Annotated in this window: 21 protein-coding genes; 5 read left to right on the top strand and 16 right to left on the bottom strand. The window is 40.8% G+C overall.

The features are described from left to right. Positions 1 to 56: 56 nt before the first annotated feature. The 4 genes from AC2FA3_RS04605 to AC2FA3_RS04590 form a co-directional block, all read right to left on the bottom strand. Positions 57 to 875 carry an amino acid ABC transporter ATP-binding protein gene (locus AC2FA3_RS04605; RefSeq protein ID WP_490508534.1) on the bottom strand — a complete coding sequence of 273 codons (819 nt, stop codon included), beginning with the start codon at positions 873 to 875 and terminating at the stop codon, positions 57 to 59. Positions 876 to 956: 81 nt separating this feature from the next. Further along, on the bottom strand, positions 957 to 1,628 hold the full coding sequence (locus AC2FA3_RS04600; RefSeq protein ID WP_201546209.1) for an ABC transporter permease subunit: 672 nt from the start codon (positions 1,626 to 1,628) through the stop codon (positions 957 to 959). Continuing rightward, positions 1,625 to 2,371, bottom strand: a complete 747-nt coding sequence (locus AC2FA3_RS04595) for an amino acid ABC transporter permease (protein WP_201546208.1) — start codon at positions 2,369 to 2,371, stop codon at positions 1,625 to 1,627. Before AC2FA3_RS04595 ends, AC2FA3_RS04600 begins: the two co-directional genes overlap by 4 nt. A 108-nt stretch (positions 2,372 to 2,479) precedes the next feature. After that, on the bottom strand, positions 2,480 to 3,463 hold the full coding sequence (locus AC2FA3_RS04590) for a glutamate/aspartate ABC transporter substrate-binding protein (protein ID WP_490508533.1): 984 nt from the start codon (positions 3,461 to 3,463) through the stop codon (positions 2,480 to 2,482). A 407-nt stretch (positions 3,464 to 3,870) separates the two neighbouring features. Here AC2FA3_RS04590 and hslO point away from each other — a divergent pair, with 407 nt between their 5' ends. After that, on the top strand, positions 3,871 to 4,851 hold the full coding sequence (hslO, locus tag AC2FA3_RS04585; RefSeq protein WP_490508532.1) for an Hsp33 family molecular chaperone HslO: 981 nt from the start codon (positions 3,871 to 3,873) through the stop codon (positions 4,849 to 4,851). 146 nt (positions 4,852 to 4,997) lie between these two features. On the opposite strand, the gene AC2FA3_RS04580 is transcribed toward hslO, so the two are convergent. The 9 genes from AC2FA3_RS04580 to AC2FA3_RS04540 form a co-directional block, all read right to left on the bottom strand. Further along, positions 4,998 to 6,467: a PGAP1-like alpha/beta domain-containing protein gene (locus AC2FA3_RS04580; protein ID WP_490508531.1), complete on the bottom strand. Its 1,470-nt coding sequence runs from the start codon at positions 6,465 to 6,467 to the stop codon at positions 4,998 to 5,000. A 465-nt stretch (positions 6,468 to 6,932) separates the two neighbouring features. Further along, on the bottom strand, positions 6,933 to 7,658 hold the full coding sequence (locus AC2FA3_RS04575) for a fumarylacetoacetate hydrolase family protein (RefSeq protein ID WP_490508529.1): 726 nt from the start codon (positions 7,656 to 7,658) through the stop codon (positions 6,933 to 6,935). Positions 7,659 to 7,755: 97 nt separating this feature from the next. Beyond that, positions 7,756 to 8,481, bottom strand: a complete 726-nt coding sequence (locus AC2FA3_RS04570; RefSeq protein ID WP_490508528.1) for an ABC transporter permease — start codon at positions 8,479 to 8,481, stop codon at positions 7,756 to 7,758. 12 nt (positions 8,482 to 8,493) lie between these two features. Continuing rightward, positions 8,494 to 9,243: an ABC transporter permease gene (locus AC2FA3_RS04565; RefSeq protein ID WP_490508527.1), complete on the bottom strand. Its 750-nt coding sequence runs from the start codon at positions 9,241 to 9,243 to the stop codon at positions 8,494 to 8,496. Between the two features lie 470 nt (positions 9,244 to 9,713). Next, positions 9,714 to 10,685 carry an ABC transporter substrate-binding protein gene (locus tag AC2FA3_RS04560; RefSeq protein WP_490508526.1) on the bottom strand — a complete coding sequence of 324 codons (972 nt, stop codon included), beginning with the start codon at positions 10,683 to 10,685 and terminating at the stop codon, positions 9,714 to 9,716. A 117-nt stretch (positions 10,686 to 10,802) separates the two neighbouring features. Next, complete coding sequence (locus AC2FA3_RS04555) at positions 10,803 to 11,741, bottom strand: transporter substrate-binding domain-containing protein (RefSeq protein WP_490508525.1); 939 nt, start codon at positions 11,739 to 11,741, stop codon at positions 10,803 to 10,805. A gap of 122 nt (positions 11,742 to 11,863) precedes the next feature. Beyond that, entirely contained in the window at positions 11,864 to 12,661 is a 798-nt protein-coding gene (locus tag AC2FA3_RS04550; protein WP_490508524.1) for a transporter substrate-binding domain-containing protein, read from the bottom strand. A 287-nt stretch (positions 12,662 to 12,948) separates the two neighbouring features. Next, positions 12,949 to 13,746, bottom strand: coding sequence for an ABC transporter ATP-binding protein (locus tag AC2FA3_RS04545; protein ID WP_490508523.1), 798 nt, complete (start codon positions 13,744 to 13,746; stop codon positions 12,949 to 12,951). A gap of 335 nt (positions 13,747 to 14,081) precedes the next feature. Then, on the bottom strand, positions 14,082 to 14,414 hold the full coding sequence (locus AC2FA3_RS04540) for a hypothetical protein (protein ID WP_490508522.1): 333 nt from the start codon (positions 14,412 to 14,414) through the stop codon (positions 14,082 to 14,084). 520 nt (positions 14,415 to 14,934) lie between these two features. Between AC2FA3_RS04540 and AC2FA3_RS04535 the strand changes: the two genes are divergently transcribed. The 4 genes from AC2FA3_RS04535 to AC2FA3_RS04520 all read left to right on the top strand — a co-directional run bounded on the left by AC2FA3_RS04535 (position 14,935) and on the right by AC2FA3_RS04520 (position 18,948). Continuing rightward, positions 14,935 to 16,236, top strand: a complete 1,302-nt coding sequence (locus AC2FA3_RS04535) for a glutamate-5-semialdehyde dehydrogenase (RefSeq protein ID WP_490508521.1) — start codon at positions 14,935 to 14,937, stop codon at positions 16,234 to 16,236. A 176-nt stretch (positions 16,237 to 16,412) separates the two neighbouring features. Next, positions 16,413 to 17,174 carry a ribonuclease domain-containing protein gene (locus tag AC2FA3_RS04530; RefSeq protein ID WP_490508520.1) on the top strand — a complete coding sequence of 254 codons (762 nt, stop codon included), beginning with the start codon at positions 16,413 to 16,415 and terminating at the stop codon, positions 17,172 to 17,174. Between the two features lies 1 nt (position 17,175). Continuing rightward, positions 17,176 to 17,598, top strand: coding sequence for a barstar family protein (locus AC2FA3_RS04525; RefSeq protein WP_490508519.1), 423 nt, complete (start codon positions 17,176 to 17,178; stop codon positions 17,596 to 17,598). 78 nt (positions 17,599 to 17,676) lie between these two features. Further along, positions 17,677 to 18,948, top strand: coding sequence for a sodium/glutamate symporter (locus AC2FA3_RS04520; RefSeq protein ID WP_201610107.1), 1,272 nt, complete (start codon positions 17,677 to 17,679; stop codon positions 18,946 to 18,948). A gap of 307 nt (positions 18,949 to 19,255) precedes the next feature. On the opposite strand, the gene drt3b is transcribed toward AC2FA3_RS04520, so the two are convergent. The 3 genes from drt3b to glyA form a co-directional block, all read right to left on the bottom strand. After that, complete coding sequence (gene drt3b / locus AC2FA3_RS04515) at positions 19,256 to 21,265, bottom strand: antiviral reverse transcriptase Drt3b (protein ID WP_490508518.1); 2,010 nt, start codon at positions 21,263 to 21,265, stop codon at positions 19,256 to 19,258. Next, positions 21,265 to 22,485: an antiviral reverse transcriptase Drt3a gene (drt3a, locus tag AC2FA3_RS04510; RefSeq protein WP_490508517.1), complete on the bottom strand. Its 1,221-nt coding sequence runs from the start codon at positions 22,483 to 22,485 to the stop codon at positions 21,265 to 21,267. Before drt3a ends, drt3b begins: the two co-directional genes overlap by 1 nt. Before the next feature lie 185 nt (positions 22,486 to 22,670). Next, a complete protein-coding gene (gene glyA, locus AC2FA3_RS04505) occupies positions 22,671 to 23,927 on the bottom strand; it encodes a serine hydroxymethyltransferase (RefSeq protein WP_490508516.1) in 1,257 nt (418 codons plus the stop codon). Positions 23,928 to 24,284 lie beyond the last annotated feature (357 nt).

Below are 24,284 nucleotides of genomic sequence, written 5' to 3'. Positions count from 1 at the left end.
TAGGCGCTTTTTATAGATGTTATTTATAAATAATTCAAATAACAAAGTAGTTAGCCCTAATGATTGAGAATCTTCGATAAGAACAGTTGCGCGCGATCACTTTTTGCGCCTTCAAAGAATTCATCTTTACTACAGTTCTCGACGATATGACCTTCATCCATAAAGATAATACGATTAGCAACCTGATTGGCAAAACCCATTTCATGGGTCACGCACATCATGGTCATGCCATCGCGGGTCAGCTCAATCATGACATCGAGCACTTCTTGAATCATTTCAGGGTCGAGTGCTGAGGTTGGCTCATCGAAGAGCATCGCCACTGGATCCATCGCTAAGGCACGGGCAATCGCCACGCGCTGCTGCTGACCGCCAGACAGCTCAGCGGGATATTTTGCCGCCTGAACCGTTAGCCCAACACGATCTAAATAAGCCATAGCCTTTTTCTTAGCTTCGTCTTCTTTACGACCCAATACTTTAATTTGAGCAACAGTCAAATTATCAATAATCGTCAAATGCGGGAACAGCTCAAAATGCTGAAACACCATACCTACTTGGCTACGTAACTTTGGCAAATTGGTCTTTGGTGCACCGACTGAGATACTGCTGACCATTATCTTGCCCTTTTGAAAAGGCTCTAATCCATTGACAGTTTTAATGAGCGTTGACTTACCACTACCTGATGGACCGCAAACGACAACGACATCGCCTTTATGCACATGGGCGGTACAGTTATTCATCACTTGAAAGTCGCCATACCATTTACTGACATCAGTCATCTTGATGACAATCTCATTGCTAGCATGACCATTGTCGGTGACCAGTCCGCCAAATTCATTTATATACGTGTCAGCATTATTTATCACCGGCTCATTCATCACTGGCTCCTAACCACATTATTTTTACAATTATTAATAAAACCATTCTTACGCAGGTTTCTACACTGATCTAGAAAAACCTTAAAACCTTAAGCGTTTTTGCAGTTGCTGGACGCCAACAGAAGCGCTCAAACTGATGATAAAATAAACAGCACCTGCCCCAAGTATATACGGCGTCAGTAAGCCCATCAGCTCACCGCGTACATAAGCGGCGCGGAAGAAATCTGTCAAACCAATGGCAAAAACCAAGGTCGTATCTTGAAATAAAATAATACATTGCTGCAAAATCAGCGGTAACATTTTGCGAAACGCTTGCGGCAAAATAATCAATCGCATCGTTTGACCATAAGTCATGCCAAGAGCTTTTGCGGCATTGACTTGCCCACTACCGATAGACTGAATACCCGCGCGCACCACCTCTGAAAAGTATGCCGCTTCAAACATCATAAAAGCGACTACGCAGGAGGTAAAAGCGGTGTCAAGTTGCAGATATTTACCAGCGATCCAAAAATAAATCATCGGTACCGCAAAATAAAACCATAGCAATACTAATAATAACGGTACGGAACGGAAGTAATTGACGTATAGCTTAGCGGGTATCTCAAGCGCTTTGATACCAGACAAGCGCATCAACGCCAATACTGTCCCTAAGCTGATACCGCCTAAGATGGCTAAAAACAATACTTTTAAAGTCGTCAGCATGCCACCCATCAAACCAGGGTAAGCCGTTGCAAGTTCGGTCATCATATTCATTTTTGACTCCCTGCAATCAGCCCAGGCACACGCAATTTACGTTCAATCAACCCCATAATGGCAATTAATGACAGATTAAATACCAAATAAATAATGGTCGCATAGGTATAAATCTCAAGACTATTTTGAGTATATTCACTGATGGTTTTGGTTTGACTAATTAGCTCCATGACCCCTACCAAAGACGCAACCGAGGCGTTTTTAAAGCAGTTGGTCAACTCCGAGCTCAGCGGCGGTAAGATAACCCGAAAGGCTTGTGGCAGCAGCACCTCTTTATAGGCTTGTGGGATACTAAAACCGAGCGCGTAGGCGGCGTTGATTTGTCCTTTTGGCAGCGACTCGATACCGGTACGTACTTGTTCAACAATACGAGCAGCGGTAAATAAACCAAGACCGATACTGGCTGACAGCATGGCTGAGGTATTGGGAGACAAGTCTTTATACCACCACTCTTGGATGGACGGCGTTAGCCAACCGGGAGCGATATAGAACCAAAAAAACAATTGTACTAATAAAGGAATATTACGAAAAAAAGTCACATAAGCGGTGCCAATAGCACGCGCGCCTTTATTTGGTAAGGTGCGCATAATACCAAAGATGGTACCAACCACCATGGCGATTGCCCAAGCAATACTACCAATTAATAACAGCCAGCCGAGACCCGTAATCATCCAATGGATATACAGCTCGCTACCGATGCCGGTCTGCTCAAAGAGCACACCCCAGTTCCAGCTATAATTCATAATTGTCTCTCCGAGCAACGATTAAAAAGCCCACGCCTCAGACTGCTATCAAGAAACTTGACAAACAATCTGAATGCGTAAGCATGCTATGTTGAGGGACAAGGAACGTTATTGTGCAGTGGCAACTTTTGGCTGATCACTATCATGTGGATTGGCAATCAAGGCTTTTAAGTTATCTGACATCTCAAACTTTAGGTTGACATTTTTTGGTGGAATAGGATTCATGAACCATTTGTCATAGATAGTATTAATCTCGCCTGACTTAAAGACATTGGCTAATGCTTCATCAACTACGGCTTTAAATTCTGGATCATCTTTACGCATCATACAACCATAAATCTCAAACGATTGTGGCTCACCAACGATAACCCATTCATCTGGATTTTTTGCTTTGGCTTTTTCGCCAGCCAGCAATACATCATCCATCATAAAGGCATCAGCACGGCCGTTTTCTAACATGAGGAAAGCTTCGCCATGGTCTTTTGCTGAGATGATATTGATATTCATCTTTTTGTCATCGTTGTATTCACGAATATAACGCTCTGACGTCGTACCGGCAGTTGTGACCAAGGTTTTACCTTTTAAGTCATCAAAGCCTGTGATACCTGAATCTTTTTTGGTTAATAGACGCGTACCGATTTCAAAGAAGCCGTTAGAGAATGCCACTTGCTTTTGACGTTCTTCATTGTTGGTCGTTGAACCACACTCGAAATCTACCGTGCCGTTCTGTACCAATGGAATGCGGGTTTGTGAAGTAATCAAGTTATAGCGGATTTTTAAATCTGGCATATTGAGTTTTTCTTTGACCGCGTCCACCACTTTCATCTCTAAATCATGCGCATAACCGATTGGCTGATTTGGATCATCAGCGATATAGGAGAACGGAATAGAGGAGTCACGGTGACCGACTACAATAGTACCTGACTCTTTGATTTTTTGTAGGGTACCGTTGGCATTTGCAGCCGCTTCTGTTGTAGCTGCACCATCTGCTGGCGTCGCTTCAGTATTGGTTTGATTGCTATTATTACAGCCCGCTAAGCCAAGGGCCATAAAGGCAACCAGAGTTAGAGGTTTTGAGATTAAGTAGCTCATGAGACACATCCTTTTATCACATTATCACAAAATTAAGAGGGGACTTTGGCGTTGTTTAAGCCATTATTCGACTTTATATTGGTCATTAAATGACTTTTCCGCCATGCATCCGTGCTTGTTGCTGTTAGTTATCACTATGCAACTTAATGTTACTGTACAACAATTTGAGCGGTGATGGTAAACTTTTTTAATGAGACTGATATTTTAAGGCTTTAGGTTTTGTAGCATCAATAAACACTCAATAAATTAGGCAGTAGTGCCCATCAACTTAGCGTTATTTAAAAAATTAATACCAGCATATATCCTTTATGAATCACTTAAATTAAACCAATAACCCAACCGCTATGATTGATAAATAACGATTAATCCCCATAAAGCTAACAACTTCTTAATACTAGCTATGACCTATGACACAAGATACTCAAGCCTCAAATACAGATAACCAAACGGTTGCCAATAGCCACGATAACGATGTGCGCCAACGCTTTTTTATTGAAGACTCACCGGTGCGCGGTGATGTGGTGCGCCTATCACGCAGCTATGCGACGACGATTGCGCAAAAGCCTTACCCTGAAGCGATTAAGCGCTTATTGGGTGAGATGCTGACGGCAGCAAGCTTGCTTATTAGTACCGTTAAAATTAATGGTCGCTTATCGATTCAATTGCAATCATCAGACAGCGACAGCTTGCTCAATTGGGCGATGGCAGAATGCGATCAAGACGGTATCATCCGTGCGCTTGCCAGCTGGAAAGGCGACACTGACGAGCAAGTGCAAGCATGGGAAAATATGATTCATGCTAAAGAAGCGTTTGCTGAATTGGGCGCTGCTGGTCAAGGCGTATTGTTTATTAATATCCAGCCTGATGGCGGTGAGCCGTATCAAGGTATAGTTGAGCGCAGCCATGACAATTTGGCTGATTGCTTAGCCCATTATCAAAAACAATCGGCGCAGATTCCGACGCTGATTAATTTGGCGTCCGATGGTTTGCAAGCCGGTGGTATCTTGGTACAAATGCTGCCTCGTACGGCTAAAGAAACTTATGAAGTTGAGCAAAATCAAGACGCCGGTATCGATGATGATTTGTGGACGCGCTTAAGTGTATTGACGCGGACGCTAAAAGCAGAAGAGCTGACCACGCTTGATACCAATGAGATTCTTTATCGCTTATATAATGAAGAAAAAGTCGTTGCCCCTGACCCTGTCTCTTTATCCTTTGGTTGCACTTGCTCACGCGAGAAGTGTGAAATGGCAATCGAGCAAATTGGCGAAACTGAAGCTTTAGATATCGTTGAAGAGCAAGGCGGTACTTTTGAGATGGATTGCGGATTTTGCGGTGAAGTCTATAAATTTAACAAAGACGATGTGGCGACAATTTTTGCTGAGTAGTGTTTAATTATATTTCTTTGTGATTATTTGATTTTTCTTAATTAAAAAAACCCTCAAGTGTGAAGCTTGAGGGTTTTTTTGTTTTTATCATTCTAGGCTTATTGCTCTAAACTTATTAACAACTATATCAATGATTTTAAGAATGCTTAATCCGCAACCTCGTCTATTTCTGGATAAGAGTAGATACGGTCTTCAAGCGCATATTTGGCTTCGTGCGCGTCACCCTGCCTATTGGCTAATAACCAAGTAACGATTTGCTGATGCACCCTATCGTTAGAAATTAAGTTCATATGATTGACGCCATAAAAAATCGCCTTATGACCCTCTGGCACATTCAACGTATGCTCTTCGGTATATTCGCCAAGCGCCGACTCTACCGACACCAGTCCATCGCCAAGTAAGCTTGTGGTTTTAGATTTATAATGAACCTCGACCAGAGCCGCCGCCACCAAATAGGTATTCACATGCAAAGGCAAGCGTGTCGGATGGCGAAATTCTGCCGGCAGCACACTACGACCTTCGGCAGATTTCCAGTCTGCATCGCGAATACTGCCATAACGCAAATCAATAATTCCTGCGCTGCGCAAATCACCCAATTTTGCCAGCGAACCTGCAAAAGGCAGCTTAGCGATTTTATCTTGGACAAAATGACCAATCTGCTCCAAGCTTGCGCCATGATGCGGCGAGCCTAAAGTGATGAGATTGCCGACGCGTTTGACCCAGCTAAACCCTTGCTCTTTACCATAAAACAGCGCGCTACGACTCAGCAAACCGCCCATGCTATGACCGATTAAATCAAGCTGGGTGATGTCGGGATTATTTTCGACCAAATCTTGTAAAACTTTTGCAAAGCTACGCCCATTACTGGAGATACGTCGACCGGTATTATAGTTCAAATACAATACCGTGGTATTTGGCAGACTGCTACTCAGTGTTTCAGCCAAATCACCTTCGTCTGATATCTGCCAACTCAAATGACTCATACAAAGCCCATGGCATAAAATAACCACCCGCCCTGATAATGTATCGGTTTGCACACCATTGTATTTATCATATAGCACCATCGATACTGCCAATGGATTATGATGAGTGACAAGGTGATCGCCCATGACACCATTTAAGATATTAACCATACGGCGGAGGTTTTTTGGTAAGGGCTGTATTTTTTTAGGCTTTAAAACGGTGTTATAAAGCCGCAGTCCGGTGGCAAGATTATTACCGACCAATTGCATTGCTTGGCGTACCGTACCATAAATGCGACCAGTGATACCGCGCTGCCAATGCTCAATATTGCCTTTATTAAAGCGACCTAAAGGACGCAGCAAAATCTCACGATGAATAGCTTCTACGATATCAGTGACTTCCACCACGCCCATCGTTGCAAGCTGAGCCAAACCCTCAAAAAAATCAACCAAAGAGATAGGCTGATGCGGTTTACTATAGCTGTTATCGACCATTTCTGCGCTTAGCTCATCGACGTAAATATATTCGAGTTTCGCCAGCTCTTCATAGACATCGCCTTGAAAACCTTCATCAGCACCCTCTTCGCTATCAGGGGGACGCCGAGTGGTGGCAAATAAATCATGAATGCTTTCTAAAGGTCTTGGATTGAGCATAGTTTTGATACATCAAGCGATTAAGGAGGTTTTCCATACTAGCCTGTAAATGCTCTAAACAGAAGAGAATGATTTAACTATCCCGTATATTTATTGTCAGGATGGTTATAAGTATATTAGCAAATGTATTATTTACGGTTTTTTCTTAATGTTTTAATCAACATAGTCAGTGAAAAGTAATATCGATACATCACGCACTACTAATATCAATTTTTCTTGCTTGCTGTGCCTGCGCAGACAGAGGCTACAAAAAATTGATATAAGCAATACCCTAGCGTTTTTAGGATGTTTTGACTATAGAATATAAAATTATCATGCCAAATTTTTAGCATAAAAAAACCCCAAATATTATTTGAGGTTTTGATAATGATTAGCAGGCTTGTTATTTAGAGTATTATCATTGAAAGTATTGCCGTTAAAGACATTGTGATTAATACAATTTATCATTCACAGCTAACTAATAGCTTATTTAACTTCTGCTTGCCATTCATGAGCGCCCAGTTTTAAGCTTAATTGGTCGCCTGCTTGTAATGCGCCCACACCACTTGGCGTACCAGTCATAATGACATCGCCTGCTTGCAGGCTAAAGGCGTGACTGATATTTGCCAATAACTCATAAACAGGAAATAGCATTAAGGCACTATCGCCGTCTTGCTTGAGCGCATCATTGATAGTCAACTGATAATGCACATTTTTAAAATCGCCAAATACTTGTGGGTCAAGCCAATCGCCAAGCACGCAGGCGCCATCGAAGCATTTAGCGCGCTCCCATGGATGACCTTTTTCCTTTAGCTCAGTTTGCAGCTCGCGCAAGGTCAAATCTAAGCCCAAGGTTACACCACCAATCGCTTGCTTGGCTTCTTCAATCGTTGCTGCTGATAGGTCGGCTGCTAATTGTACACACAGCTCTGCTTCATAATGGGTCTCACCATACAGCGCTGGATTTGGACAGACCACGTCCTGACGGATAGACACCACCGAAGAGGCAGGCTTCATAAATAATATCGGCGCTTTAGGTACTTCGTTACCTAATTCTTGAGCATGCGCCGCATAGTTACGACCGACGCAGACCACTTTACCAATAGCTGCACGTAAACGCTCGTTGGTATAATGAATGCTGTCGGCAGTATTATCATTACTAACGCCCGCAGCAATCGCATCGGCTAAAGACATATGTGGTGATTGGCTCATATTAGACTCTCACAGCAAATTATAGATATTTTAAAAATAGACAGATACTGCATTATTTAACACGGCGTTTATAATAAGTGGTTTTCATGACAACTTATTAACCAACGGTACGTGTGGTTACATCTGGCGGTACATAACTTGCGTGACGATTCATTCTTTTTTCAAACATTCTAAAGCTAAACAAGATAACCCATGACAGCAATAGGTAAACGATACCGGCGGCAAAGAATAATTCCATCAAAGTATAAGTACGCGCACTAATGGTACGAGCAACGCCCGTGATATCCATCAGAGCGATGGTTGATGCCAGCGCACTGCCTTTTAGCATAAAGATAACTTCATTACTATAAGCGGGAATCACAATACCAAAAGCACGCGGTAAAGTAATACGGGTCAGCTTCTGCCATTTCGACATACCAATCGCATCGGCGGCTTCAAGCTCGCCGACGGGAATATTTTGAATCGCACCACGGATAATCTCGGCTAAATAAGCACTGGTATTAAGGGTAAAGGCAATAATGGCACACCAGTAAGCTTGGCTTAGTACTGGCTCCCATAAAAACGAGTTACGTACCGCTTCAAACTGCCCAAGACCATAATAAATCAGGAATATCTGTACCAGTAGCGGCGTGCCACGGAAAAAGAAGATATATAAAAACGGTAAAACTTGTACTAGCCAATTTTTGGACAGCCGTAATAATGCCAAAATTAAACCAAAAAATAGCCCGATAATACCCGAGAAAACGACTAGCTGTACGGTCAATACCGCGCCATTAAGTAAATCAGGGATATGGTCAAAAATGACCTGCCAATTCCAATCCATAGTATTTCTCCTCTACCCTATGGTCGATTGACTGTGAGTGGTTTGATGGGGACTAGTTTGACGGCTGAGCTTTTTGGCATAACGCGCCGCCGGATTGGCGCGCCATTCAAGCCACATCATAAAGCCGGTAATCAACATGGTCAGACCCAAATAAATAATCGCCGCTGCCATATAAAAGGTAAACGGCTGCTGTGTCGACTGCGCTGCACGCGAGGACTGATACATGATGTCTTTGAGACCGACGACTGAAACCAAGGCCGTATCTTTAAGCAACACCAAAAACAGATTGCCCAGACCTGGCAGCGCAATTTGCCATACTTGCGGCAAGGTAATACGATAAAAGGTCTGGAAAGGACGCATCCCAATCGCTTGCGCCGCTTCACGCTGCCCTATTGGAATCTCTTGAATCGACATGCGAAAAATTTCAGTCGCATAAGCACCAAACGCAATAGACAAGGCCATCACCCCGCCCCAAAAAGCGCTAATCTCGACATAGTCGTTATAGCCGAACTTTTTGAGGATGCTCATCAGCACGATAGAGCCACCATAGTAGATAAACAGTACCAATAACAGCTCTGGAATCCCGCGCATCGTGGCGGTATAGACCGTCGCAAGTTTACGCAGCAGCCAAATATTAGACAGCTTTGCTGTAGCACCGAGCAAACCTAACGCCATACCGATGACCAAACTGGTCATGGCAAGTTTTATGGTGACGGTTGCGCCGCTTAGTAATAGCGCGCCAAATCCTTGTAAATCAAACACAATTATCCACTCAGTCTCTTTATATTAGCAATTTGCAAAATATGAGTTAAAAGAATCAGCATCAATAGCTGAGCGCTGCCAATAATCGTCTGCTAGACCAAATAGAGCTTGGCCTCAGTTACGTCATAGAGTGACGTCAGATAAATACGATTATTGCGGCGGTAATTGACACAGTAGAAATGAGCGCTGATTTTATCATATTCGCCGCCAGCTATGTTAATACTGACATGTAAAAGCGCTGTCTAAATAGGTGCTTATCAGCATAAATATCAAATAAATCCGTGAGATTTGATAAAAGTTGACCGTCAATCACACTTAAAACGTAATGACTTGCTATAAAAAGCAAAAAAGACATCACCATTATGGCAATGTCTTTATGCTTCAATAGCTTTGGGCTTCAATAGCTTGATACTTATTAAGACAGTATTTATTCATGATACTGATGTATCAAACCATCTAGTATCAAATCATTATTGTGCGGCGCTATCTACTGTTGTTGCTTTTGGTATTGGTGTTGCTGCTGGTGTTGGCGTCACACTTACTGGTACAGCAAAATACTTTTGATTGATTTTATCATAAGTGCCATTGGATTTTAAATTGGCCAATGATTGATTAATTTTTGCTTGTAGTGCTGCATCATTAGGACGCACGGCAATGGCAAAGTTATCATTAATATCAATCTCATCGCCTTTTAGCACGTACTCGCTACCTGATGCTGAGCCAAGCCACTCTAGCGCCGGCAGTTTGTCAGATATCATGGCATCGACGCGACCTGCACCTAAATCTAAAAACGCATTACTCAAGGTATCATAGAGCTTCATATTGGCTTTTGGATAAGCATTTTCTAACCACTGTGAAGAGATGGTCGAGCGCTGCGCAGCAATAGAATGTGCATTGATATCGTTGCTATTTGCTGGATCAAAGCTGCTGTCTTTCTTGGCTAAGAACACCAACGCATTGCTAAAGTACGGATCGGTAAAAGCAACTTGCTTTGCGCGCTCAGGCGTCACCGACATTGCCGCGACGATGGCATCATACTTACCAGCTTTAAGCCCAGGAATAATACCGTCCCAATCTTGCGCCATGATTTCGCAGGTCATCTTCATATCAGCGCAAATAGCATTGGCAATTTCAACATCAAAGCCGCCCAATGTCCCATCAGCATTGGTATAGTTAAAGGGTGCATAAGCCCCTTCGGTACCGATACGCAGTACATTATCATCAGCCGCAGAGGTATTATTTTCAGTCGCTTCCTTAGTATTAGTGGCGTCTGAGCTAACGTTTTCATTAGTCTCGTTTTGACCATTGCTGCAACCCGCCAAAGCCAACAGCGCAGCTAGGGCTAGCATCATCTTTGTCTTCGGATTTGAGAAACGCTCGCTAGGTGACGAAAGGATAGCAGACGTAGTAGTCATGCAGGCTGGGACAAGATGGTTGCTCATAATCATCCTTGATGTTATTACAGAGTAAAATACTATAAACGGGATAAAGCACGCTTTAGCTAAAACGTGCTTTATTAAAACCAGCGCTTACCTAATAGACCTTTGTTAAAAGCCCTATTATTTAGTCGCGGCTTCTGCTTGTTCTTCTTTGGCAATTACCGCATTAGCATCGACATTACCATCATCAACGACCACCACTTCTTTGACACCCTCAGTCGCTACGGCTTTTTGCGCCGCCGCTGTTGAGCTGGTACCAAAATAGCTACCAGTGATTTGATCATAAGTACCATTGTCTTTTATTTCAGCCAATGCTTTATTAAACTTAGCAACTAATGGATCGCCTCTGCGGAAAGCAATACCCATCGCATCATCACTGGTGCTGATTTCTTGACCTTTGACTTCGTAGTCTTTACCCGCTTCGGTTTTCAGCCAATCTATACCGGTAACTTTATCAGACATCATAGCACGCACACGACCTGAGGTTAGGTCTAGATAAGCATTGTCTTGGGTGTCATAAAGTTTGATATCAGAGTCAGCGTGTTTTTCTTGCAGATACTGTGACGCCACCGTTGAGCGCTGTGAAGCAATCGGCTGACCTTTTAAACCTTCCACACTAATATCATCGCCTTTTTTACCGATTAGGATGATACCAGTATGAAAGTACGGGTCGCTGAATTCGACCACTTCTTTACGCTCAGGAGTGATTGACATACCCGCGATGGCCGCATCAAATTTCTGCGCGTTCAGCCCTGGAATTAAGCCATCCCAATCTTGTGAGATGACTTCACACTTGGCTTTCATTTGCGCACATAAAGCGTCAACTAGCTCAATCTCATAGCCGATTAATTTACCATCAGCGTCAGTATAACTAAAAGGTTTATAGCTTGATTCTGTGGCGATTTTGATGTTTAAAGGCGCCTCAGTAGCGGCATCTGTTTCAGTACTTTCAACTGGTGCTGAGCTGTTATTACAAGCCGTAAGCATAAGCATCGCTGCACTAAGGGGTGCAAGCCACAAGGCTTTTTTGCTTATTGATGATGTCATTGAAGTAATCATAGGGGTTATTCCTTAATATATTGACCAGCCGTTTATTAATCCGAAATGGGTCAGTCATTCGTTAGCCAACGCTCTCAAACAGTATCTTAGTTAAAGACTACTTCAAAAGCGTCGCAAGCAAATTATTGACCGAAGTTTTCCTGTTCAAGACGAGCAAGCTCACCGTTACTACGGATTTGGCTCAGTGCTTTGTTAAAGCTGTCTTTGATTGGATCACCTTTACGGACAGCAATGGCAATATTATCGTCGTTATCAATCTCATCACCCACGATACCGAAACCTTCTGGATTGTCCGCTAACCATGATTTGGCAGAGACTTTTTCAGCAAGTACTGCATCACTACGACCAGATTTTAGGTCTAAATAAGCATTGTCATAATTATCATAGAGCTTAACGTTGTTACCGTCTTTGCCTTCATAATTGTCTTGTAAATACGCACCTGGTGTCGTTGAACGTTGACCGCCAAGGGTTAGACCTTTGATGGCTTTAGGGTCAAAGCCGCCTTTGGTATCGGTTAGCCAAACCATGGTATTGGCAAAATACGGCTCGCTGAAATCGACCTTTTCTTGACGTTCAGCCGTGATAGACATACCAGCGATGACCGCATCATATTTTTGCGCCAATAGACCTGGAATGATACCATCCCAATCTTGGGCAACGATTTCACATTTGGCTTGCATTTGCGCACATAACGCATTGGCAACATCAATATCGAAACCTGCCAAGCTGCCATCGGCATTGGTATAGTTAAAAGGAGGGTATGCGCCCTCGGTGGCGATACGAATGGTCTTGCCAGCCGTTTCTGCTGCAGGGGCATCAGCGTTGGTATCAGCAGCATCATTTGCTGGCTGACTACAAGCACCAAGCATAAGCGCGGCGGTAACAGTGATCGATGACCACAATAGGCGAGAATTCGACATCATACATTCCTTAAATTCTGATGGATTTTTTAATATAGGGTTCTGATATTTTGTTCTCTGACGTCCCTGCCAGATAAGCAATTTAATTAACAGAAGACACAAGCAGCCGTTACTAGCGACTGCCTGTAAACCTTTTGATAATACCTGACTCAAATATCAAAAACAAACGTTTTGCATACCGACTGTGATTATTGAGCAATAAACGCTCTAAGAAAATTACGAACAAGCAATTTTGGCGTTTTAAGCGTTTAAAAACCATTAAAATTAAAGCAATTGAACACTGTATTTTAGTTTTGTCGATGCGCTGCCATAAAGTCTTTGACGCGCTCAGACTTTGGATTATCAAAGACCTGCTCAGGCGTACCAATCTCTTCAATAACGCCTTGATGTAAAAACACCACTTTGCTCGATACTTCACGCGCAAAACGCATCTCATGGGTAACAATCAGCATAGTACGCCCCTCTTCTGCCAGCTCACGCATGACGGCGAGCACTTCATTGACCAGTTCAGGGTCGAGTGCTGAAGTAGGCTCATCAAATAATAATACTTGCGGTTGCATCGCAAGGGCGCGCGCAATCGCCACACGCTGACGCTGACCGCCCGACAAGTTCGCTGGGTAAGCATCTTTTTTATCAAGCAAACCCACTTTATCGAGCAGTTTTTCCGCATCGCTAATCGCTTGGTCTTTTTTAATTTTTAGGACTTGCGTTGGCCCTTCAATAATATTTTGCAAAATGGTCTTATGTGGCCACAAGTTAAAGTTCTGGAAAACAAAACCAACGCGCGCCCGTAAGCTCTCTAACTGCTTGATGTCTGCCGCTTGCAATTCGCCTGACTTAGTAGGTTTCAGCATCAGCTCATCATTACCAATGATGATACGACCCTGATTGGGCTTTTCAAGCAGATTAATACAGCGCAATAAGGTTGACTTACCAGAGCCAGACGAGCCTAAAATAGAGATGACGTCGCCATCATAGGCAGTGAGCGACACTCCTTTTAGCACAGCCAATGAGCCGTAGCTTTTATGGAGGTCTTGTAAATCTAAGGCGATAGGGCGAGTCGGATTCTTTGCAATATCAAGCATGGTTTAGCAGACTTCCAATAAATATGAGTGAAAACATGAATAAAAAATGCGCTATCAAACAGCTCTATAATAAATAACCACTTTATCAATATGAGCAATACAAAGCAGTATTTTAGTAGTGCTGTGTTAGTCACATTATTCCGATAACGTTATGATGGGTTCAATAAAGGCGCGATATTGTCGCCTATAATGCAATAAAAAGCCAAACCTTGTCACTTTTGCCTGTTAGCTTTTGACCAAGCAATATCCTTTATAAAATGAGGCCCATAACGTACAGTCAGTTATGGGCCTCATTTTATCATCTTAACGCCGTTAGCGCTGTTTTATCTGCGGCATTAATAAGTCGAAATGTGCTCTTCGCTTTCAGTACCATCGATTACTTCTGCATCATCGGCCGTTGCTACTGCCACATCATCGTTTGGTCCAACTGCCATAGCTTCGTTATTGTTGGCAGCAGCACTGTCATTCGCGCTGGCAACAGCTACGTTATCATTGCTGCCTGCTGTAGCAACCCCAGTGGCTTCATCTTCTACCGCTGTCTGCGCATCGGCTGTTGGTTGAACATCCATCGGCGCTTCATCTTTTTTGCCGCAAGCACTGATACTTAATGCCGCTGCCACCAAACCAACCGTTAACCAGTTTTTATAAGCCTTATTTTCAATCGCCATTTCATTCTCCATCATAGGTAATAGATGTTTGTCATATTAGCGCTCACTATACTCACGATTTATAGGTACTACCTTAGCAGTTACAGCGCAGTTCTGTTAAAAATACGTAACAGCGCCCTAACTTTTAACTATTTATCTTTTTATTTATAGATGCTATTTATTGCGGATAAAATTTAAGTACGATTAAAAACACCAATCCAAATATTTAATAAAAACAATCAAAAATGATTTCCAAGAAAACTCTACAGTGCTTGATAAACGGTCTCTGTTCACAAAATCAACTTTACTATCGGCCTCATCTCCTCTATGTTAAATAACAGAGCGCCATTAGTTTCTAAAAAACAGTCAGGTGCTAAAAAATATATTTCTGTGGATTGCTGATGATAATTGGCGGCTTTAGCTGCTTTTCTTTATGCCTGAATCTATATATGAACATTTTATAAAATCTAGGATTCATCATTTAGTATTTATCATTACTAATCCAGAAATCCTCTATTGATAACTATAAGGAAGTTAATTTATGAGTCAATCGAATACCACAGATGTTACCGCATATATGCAAAACGTTGGTAAGCAAGCACGTGCTGCATCACGAGCACTGGCGGCAGCAAATACTGGCGATAAAAATTCAGCGTTAATGGCAATTTATGATGAGTTGAAAAGCGCTAAAGCCGATATTTTAGCAGCTAATAAAGTCGATATGGATAAGGGCGCAAAAAACAACTTAGATGCCGCCTTGCTAGATCGCCTAGAACTAAATGACGCGCGCTTCGATGGTATGCTACAAGGCTTAAAAGACGTCTCCGCGCTGCCCGACCCGATTGGCGCAGTGACAGATATGACCTATCAGCCATCAGGTATTCATTTGGGCAAAATGCGCGTGCCACTGGGCGTGGTCGGGATGATTTATGAGTCGCGTCCCAACGTGACCTTAGAAGCCGCTTCCTTGGCGCTAAAGTCCGGTAACGCTATTATCTTACGTGGTGGCTCTGAAGCCTTTGAATCCAATCAAGCGATTGCCAAATGCATTTTAAAAGGTTTAAACAAGGTCGGCCTATCTGAGCATAGTGTGCAAGTGTTAGAAACCACTGACCGCGCTGCTGTTGGTGAGCTGATTACCATGACAGAGTATGTCGATGTTATCGTGCCACGCGGCGGTAAAGGTTTGATTGAACGTATCAGCCGTGATGCGCGCGTCCCTGTGATTAAGCATTTAGATGGTAATTGTCATACCTTTATCGATAGCGACGCCGATGCCGACATTGCTATCAAAGTTAGCGTCAATGCCAAAACTCATCGCTACGGCACTTGTAATACCATGGAGACGCTATTGGTCGATGAAGCCATCGCCAATGAGTTATTACCAAAGATTGCTGAAGCCATCGTAAAAGCCGATGATGCCATGCAACTGCGCCTTGATGACAAATCACAGGCTATTTTAAATGAAAATGCTACCCTTAAAGGTCATCTATCAGCGGCGACTAGCGAGGACTGGGATACCGAATATCTTGCGCCTATTTTAGCGATTAAAGTGGTATCGGGTATCGATGAAGCGATTGAGCATATCAATACTCATGGCAGCCAGCATACCGACGTTATCATTACCGACAATTATACCAAGTCGCAACGCTTTATCCGCGAAGTCGATTCGGCGAGCGTGATGATTAACGCCTCTAGCCGTTTCGCCGATGGGTTTGAGTATGGTCTTGGGGCTGAAATCGGTATCTCAACCGATAAAATCCATGCACGTGGACCGGTTGGGCTGGAAGGCTTAACTTCACAAAAATGGATTGTCTACGGTCATGGTGAAACACGCGCCTAGCTCAATACCTGCCTAGCGCATTATTTCCACCCTATAATTTATGACCCAATTCAAGTATAATCAATAAAAAACGTCAGCTTCATTGCTGGCGTTTTTTTATTATTGATAAATATGCTATATATGACATATAAAAATTATTTTGCTGAATAATAACCATGCTATAGGAAGCCGCGCCCATGCAAAGTGGCAAGATTAAACACTGGAATGCCGATAAAGGCTATGGCTTTATTGAGGTAGACAATCAAAATGAAGATGTCTTCTTTCATATCAGCACCGTGCGCTTATCGCAGCCTATAAGCGAGGGTCAACGCGTCTATTTTAACAGTCAGCGTAATGAAAAAAATCAGTTGCGTGCGACTGAAGTTACCTCTAATGAATTGAGTATCTTAGAAACTGTCGATTCAAAAAATTCAGTGACTAATTCAGCACAACACAACGTAGATAATGCTCAACGCAAAAACAATCGAAACGCTGATCAGAAAAGCAATCGGCATAAAAATACTCATGGCAGCCAACATAAAAAAAGTGGCTTTTCTACCCTATTAAGTTTCATCGCCCTTATTGCTGTGGCGGTTTTTTTCTTTGGGGATTTAAAATCCAGTTTATTTGCAGATAGCACGTCAGCAACTTCTATATCGCAGACTGACTCTAACTCTAGTACAGCACCTATCACAGGTGATGCACAAATAGATCAGACGCTGGCGCTGATTCAACAAGGCGGGCCGTTTCCTTACCCTGATAAAGATGGCACAACCTTTTATAATCGCGAAGGTCAACTACCTGCCCAGTCGCAAGGCTATTATCGCGAATATACCGTGCCTACGCCGGGAGTTTCTGGTCGCGGCGCACGGCGTATTGTGACGGGCGGTCATCCACCGACTATTTATTATTTGACCGTCGACCATTACGATAGCTTTCGACAATTGCAGGTGAACTGATATGAGCCAAGCGATTTACTATGTTAATCAAAACAGCATTAATCAAAACCTAATTAACCAAAATAGCATTATCAAAAACAATCAAAACAGCATTGCCCAAAAAGATGAAGCGCTTATTAACAGCATTCCTGAGCACGCGATTAACATTCCAATTAGCGATGTTTTAGATAAAGAAAGTTTGCTGAAAAGCTTAGCGAAAGCCGCCAATTTCCCAAGCTATTTTGCCCATAATTGGGACAGCGCTTGGGATTGTGTGACCGACAGTGATATCACAGATTTCACGCTTTACTTAAATAAGGTAGAAAAAATCAACACTGAGGACTTTAATGTCTTTAAGAGCATCATTGAAGACGCCTACAAAGATTTTGGCAAACCGCGACTTTGGATTATTATGGCATCCGACGATTCTTTGAGTCGCCCATAAGATAAGAATCTGAATTCGAGATAAAAACAGATTTATCCCGAATTCAGATTAATTTATATTTATATAAAGGATTAACATATGGAAATCACCCTAAACGGCTATTACACCTTGATATTAGCCACACTGGTACTTTTGCTTGGACGCTTCTTGGTCAAGAAGATCAAGTTCTTAGAAGACTTTAATATTCCAGAGCCTGTCGCAGGCGGTCTGGTTGCTGCTGCGATTGTATATGCTCTTAATTTAATATGGGGTTATACCTTTAGCTTCAATCAAGCATTACAAACTGCGACCATGCTGATGTTTTTTGCATCCATTGGTCTGAGTGCCGATTTTGGACGCCTGAAAGCTGGTGGCTCACCGTTACTCATTTTCACCATTGTCGTCTCCGTTTTTATTATTTTGCAGGATGTGGTGGGCGTAGCAATGGCAAGCGCGCTTGGGCTTGATCCTCTGCTCGGCTTGGTCACAGGTTCAATCGCCCTAACAGGCGGGCACGGAACGGCTGGTGCATGGGGTGTTGTGTTAGAAGAACAGTATGGTGTGGTTGGTGCCACCACCCTCGGTATTGCCGTTGCTACTTATGGTTTGGTTGCAGGTGGCTTGGTTGGTGGCCCTGTTGCACGTCGATTGATCAATAAAATGGGACTTAAACCAACACCTGTCAATCCAAATCCAAGCGAGGTGGAAAAACTGGCTGGTAAGCAATCGTTATACAGTACCAAACATACCGAAGATGACGATCATAGACATGAAGAGATGTTTGAGAAGCCTGATAACATTCGTCTGATTACTGCCTCTTCTACTATCGAAAGTTTGGCATTGTTTGCAGGCGCTTTAGCGTTTGCCGACCTGATGACCATCGTTGCACAGGGCACCGCATTTGAGCTGCCCACCTTCGTTTGGGCATTAGCAGGCGGTGTTATTATACGTAATGCGTTAACCATGGTGTTCAATTTTGATATGTTCGACCGTGCTATTGATGTGATTGGTAATGCTTCGTTAAGCCTATTTTTAGCCATGGCGCTGTTATCCCTAAAACTGTGGGAGTTGACAGATTTGGCGGGTCCAGTCTTGATAATCTTACTCGTGCAAACTGCCGTCATGATTGGTTATGCTTATTTTGTCACCTTTAGAATCATGGGCAAAGATTATGATGCGGCGGTACTGGCAGCGGGACATTCGGGTTTTGGTATGGGCGCAACGCCAACGGCTATTGCTAATATGCAGGCAGTGACCGATCGCTATTTACCATCACCTAAAGCATTTTTGATTGTGCCGATGGTTGGTGCTTTCTTTGTCGATATCGTTAACGCAACTATCTTGCAGATATTTACGAAGATACCGTTTTGATAAAAAACATATATTTAGAAAGTTAGATTAAATTGATTTAAATAAGCCCCGATTATATTTTTATAATCGGGGCTTTTCTGATTCTACTAGTAAACAATAAGTAGTGACACTCTACCACTTCTGTATGGTGTGTGCGAATATTATAACAACTAGACGCTTCCCAGCAAATAAGACTTATTTTTACAAAAAATCAGCTTTAATATTACAAACTCAGCTTCATAAATGCTTAAAATCGGGTAAAAGATTCCACTAAAACAACTAATGTAAAACAGACAGCTAAGTAGAGAGCCAAATACAATTTAGCAAATTAATAGGCTTGTCTCAACTGTTTTCTGAATAACTTGCTTAAGATGTCTATCTCACCCCAGTCGACAAACCAACAGTATTGACTAAAGAACTCGACATACTCTTCGATTATCTTAGATTGATTATTTTGGCTGATAAACTTCTCTACTACTACTTTCGTAATCGCCTTCTTATCTTTATCGTTAATGTACGGACAACTCATAGAGTCCATATAAAGATGCATAGCTTCTGATGATTTTTTAGCTTCTGGAAGAATTTTTAACTTTTCTTTTATGCTTTTTATAATAAAATCATTAAGAATACTATAACTATTTTTACGTCCTACAATGAATAGCCCAGTTATTAATGAAAAGTAGTCAATATTAGAACTATCACCACCAAAGATATAATCTTTCAATTTCTCTTCACTGGGTAAATAATAGTCTCCAATATCATTAAGCGTCAGCAAGATGTTCAAGCGCTCTACCATACAGGCAGAAGATGTCGATAGCTCATTTTGTAATAAATCAGTCAGACCAGTATGTACTTTATGAGCAAATTTTTCATGATAATCAACAAGTTCATTTTTACTAAAACGAGTCATAATAAGAATTAGGCGAGAGAAAGAGAAAGACTGTGTAACCTTAGGTTCAAGAGAGAATGCATACAAAGATAAGTCAAACACAAAAATAAAATAGTTAATTACAACATCAAGGTCATTCTCATCTACCTGATTAATATCGAATCTCTTTATGAACATTAAGATCTGTTCATTTAAAGTCTTAAGTAAATAGTTTGAAAAGCCAGTTTCAAACTCACCTTCGACATGCCAATAACTCTTTAAATCTTTTATAAAATATGTAGATAACTTGATCGGATTATTCAATAACTTCTTATTAGGAAAATAATAGTAATTTTTTGAGTTATCAGGCTCATCTGAAGGTATTAATTTTTCAAGAATATCGCTCATCTGCTGCTTAATTAATCGCCTCAACTCAGTAATATTTCTTGAACGATTAGTTATAAAAGGTCTAGCATAGTCTTTGGTTTTATTAGTGTTTATATATAACTTATAAAACTTTAACTCGTTCGCAATAATATCTGATATAACATCTAACTGAGACTGGTTTGTAGAAAATATACAAAAATCATCTACATAGCGCCTAACTGTATAGTCTTTATTATTATATATATCTTTATCAGCTAGCTTTTTTATAATATTCTTGTCAATCTCTTGAAGTATTATTTCGGAAAAAATTCTAGCTACCTCAGATCCTACAAGAATACCATTAGTTTCTTGGTAGTTTGATGCTTGCATTAGTTTATCAAACTCTTCATCAAACGAGCAGTTCGACTGAGGAGAAGGTATATTATCCTTTATATAGTCTTTACCTTTTACTGACCAAGAAATGCTATGAGTGTAAATACTATCAAAACATCTGGCTACGTCAATCATTCTTAGGTATGGATATCTTCTCTCAAGTCTTACAAACTCCGTAGACTCATAAAACTTATAATTGAAATCATATTTTTTATATGAAAAAAAAGTAGAAGCATATTTTAGTTCTTTGTCTTCAGATACTAAGTCAGGATTTTCTGACCTATATTCATTAATAATTTTCTTATATACCTGCTCATGTCTTGAAGTGTATACTGCACTGTTTCTTTTAGCAGGGTAACGGAGAGAAAAGCTACTTTTTTTACAATTGTATAGAATTAAAGAATAATAATTCTTATAAAAATCTACAAATTTAAGCTGTTGAAATGGATGAATTAAAGACAATTCCCTCAATGAATGAGAGTTTTTATTAATGTAGTAAACGAAAGGTATAGTAGAACTCTTAACTTTAAACACTCTTAAATCATTTTCATTACTAATTGCATCACCAAGTATTTTAAATTCATCATTTGATTTAACTGCATTATAAAAGCCTTTATTACTAAATATTAAGGGCATATGATATGGTTGTATATCTGATAAAAGCATTCTATAGAAATTATCCGAAGCTAAGTGAAATTTATTTTTGCTCATCAATAGTTCCAACATTTTTTTATTTGCATCATTCTTCTATAATTAAATTTATAGAACCTTTTATCAATATATCCATTCGAAAACCTCATTTTCACTAAAATATTTCGCTGCTGATTAGACAGGCTATGCATACTTCCTAATATACGACGACATGAGCTGGAGCTAAATAGTAGTTCCTCTAAAAATCTATCTAGATCATTTAGCATGCAGTTTTCAGGATTAGTGATAAACGGATAATTATAGTATATTCCGCTTCTAATCTTAGTATCACGATACTTATTATATATATAATAATTATGAGTAAGGAAACATATTCTAGATTTCAATAAAGAAAAATCATCATTTTTTTTAAAGTCTAAAAAAGATTTTACAATTTTAGTTTTAATACCTTTTATCTTCTCTTTAGAAAAATCAACTTTCGTACTCAATTCTTTCTTATTGATGTTAATAAAGAACTCATATCCAAGATAATCAAATTTTAATTTTTCGTTATTAGCTTTATTCTCTTTTGGTATCGTTAAGACAGCTTTCTTTTTATTACTCTCATGAAATTTAAGTTCGTTAGGTAGATAAGTTTCAACTTCTATGATTACTTTTTCAGGGATACCAGTAGTAAATACAATAATGTCATCTACGAATCTTGCATAGTAAAATACTCCTTCGATTCCTTGCACATTTTTATCAAAATCTCTAAGGTAATACTCTGATAAGCTGGCACTTACATTTAGTCCTCTTGGTAAACCTGATACGTTACTTCTATCAAAACAGTCAAACCATTTCTCCAAAATCTCTATCGTAGATCTGCTATACGCAATATCTTGTTGAAGGTTTTTAAAAATAGTATCCCTATCTACGCTTTCGTAAAAGTTCTTAATATCCAGTCTAATAATAGAGTAAGGTCTTTTATCTTTAATTAGAGCTACGATTGAGGAAACTATTTCATTACGATTGGCTTGTTTAAGTGAATTAATCGTTTTGAAAGTAATGTTAAACCTTTTCAAAAGATAGTATGGATATATACCCTCTATTTGATATGTTTTTTTGTCTTTAACAGTTCTCACTGTAAGTAATTTAAAAGGTTCATTTGCTTTATACTGTGATAGTACTTGCTCAATTACAAAGTCAATTCCCTTGCTAAACTCATTTTTAAATTTTAAGTTTTGTTCAAAATCATTAATTATATATTTAAGACTACTTTTATTTATAGATTGATCCAACATATCTTTTCACTGATAAACTATAGATTTTTTAATTATAGCTTATAATCAATCATTTTTTAATTATTCTTCGCGTTTATATTACAGTTACTCTTAAATATTAAATACAAATAGTATTATAAAAAAACCGCCTAGCAAAAGCTAAGCGGTTTTTTTATATCTAACTTACAAAACCAACTAATCAGAAATTACTGATTTTTAGCATAAACAGGTAGCTCTTTACAGATAGCTTTAACTTTACCACGTACTTCAGCAGTCACTGCTTCATCACCGCGGCTATCTAATACATCACAAATCCAACCAGCCAATTCGCCCGCTTGTGCTTCATTGAAGCCGCGCGTGGTAATCGCTGGCGTACCGATACGAATACCAGAGGTCACAAATGGAGATTTCGGATCATTTGGAACGGCGTTTTTATTGACCGTAATGTGCGCATCACCCAACCACTTATCCGCTTCTTTACCAGTCATTTCTTGCTTCACTAGACTGATTAGCATGAGATGATTTTCAGTGCCACCAGAGATGATTTCATAGCCACGGTCAATGATAACTTTCGCCATCGCTTGCGCATTTTTGACCACTTGCTGCTGATAGGTTTTAAAGTCATCTTCTAATGCTTCTTTGAATGATACCGCTTTGGCAGCGATAACATGCATCAGTGGACCACCTTGGTTGCCTGGGAATACCGCTGAGTTTAATTTTTTGGCAAGCTTCTCATCACGAGCAAGAATCATACCTGAACGTGGGCCACGTAAGGTCTTATGCGTTGTGGTAGTCACCACATCCGCAAATGGTACTGGGCTTGGATAAACGCCAGCAGCGACCAGACCAGCTACATGAGCCATATCGACTAGTAAATAAGCACCTACTTCGTCAGCGATTTCGCGGAAACGTGCCCAATCAACTACTTGTGAATAGGCTGAGAAACCCGCGATAATCATTTTAGGCTTGTGCTCTTTTGCCAAACGCTCAACTTCGTCATAATCGATAAGACCCGTTTCTTCAACCAAGCCATACTGTACCGCGTTGTAGTTCAGACCTGAGAAGTTGATATGTGCGCCATGGGTCAAATGACCACCCGCATCTAAGCTCATGCCAAGGACGGTATCATTGGCTTCTAATAATGCTAAGAAAACAGCAGAGTTTGCTTGGCTACCAGAATGCGGTTGTACGTTCACATATTCTGCACCAAACAATTCTTTTGCACGGTCGATGGCTAATTGCTCAACGACGTCAACATGCTCACAGCCACCATAATAACGCTTACCAGGATAGCCTTCAGCGTATTTATTGGTCAGGTCAGTGCCTTGTGCTTCCATCACTGCTTGTGAGCAGTAGTTTTCTGAAGCGATAAGCTCGATGTGGTTTTCTTGACGAATGCTTTCAGCGGCCATGGCTTCAGCAAGTACTGGATCAAATTCTTTGATAGAAATATCTTTAAACATAGTGATGTCCTAGGTAGTGGCTATCGTTAATGGTAGTGCTCATTGAAAAGAGGCAAGTAATAAAAGGAGGTGAAAATGGGCAAGCAAAGGCAATTAACCTATTAACGACCTGTCCAAATTGGCAATAAACTCGATATGAAAAGGCATCGATATCATCGCTACAGATTAAGTGTAGCATGAAACTTTGTGCTATGAGCGCAAAAAAACCTCACGGTAAGCTGAAGGAATTAAATAGCGTTATTATGAAAATAAATGCGCAATAAAATCATTGTTTTATCTTTCTTACTTCTAAGTCTTAGCTGATTTGCTAGTCAAATAATTATTTAGCGCCCATAAAAAAACAGCCACTTTAAGGTG

Source organism: Janibacter sp. CoH_79_TC_3 (assembly GCF_058197955.1).
This window is presented reverse-complemented; position numbering and strand designations above follow the sequence as displayed.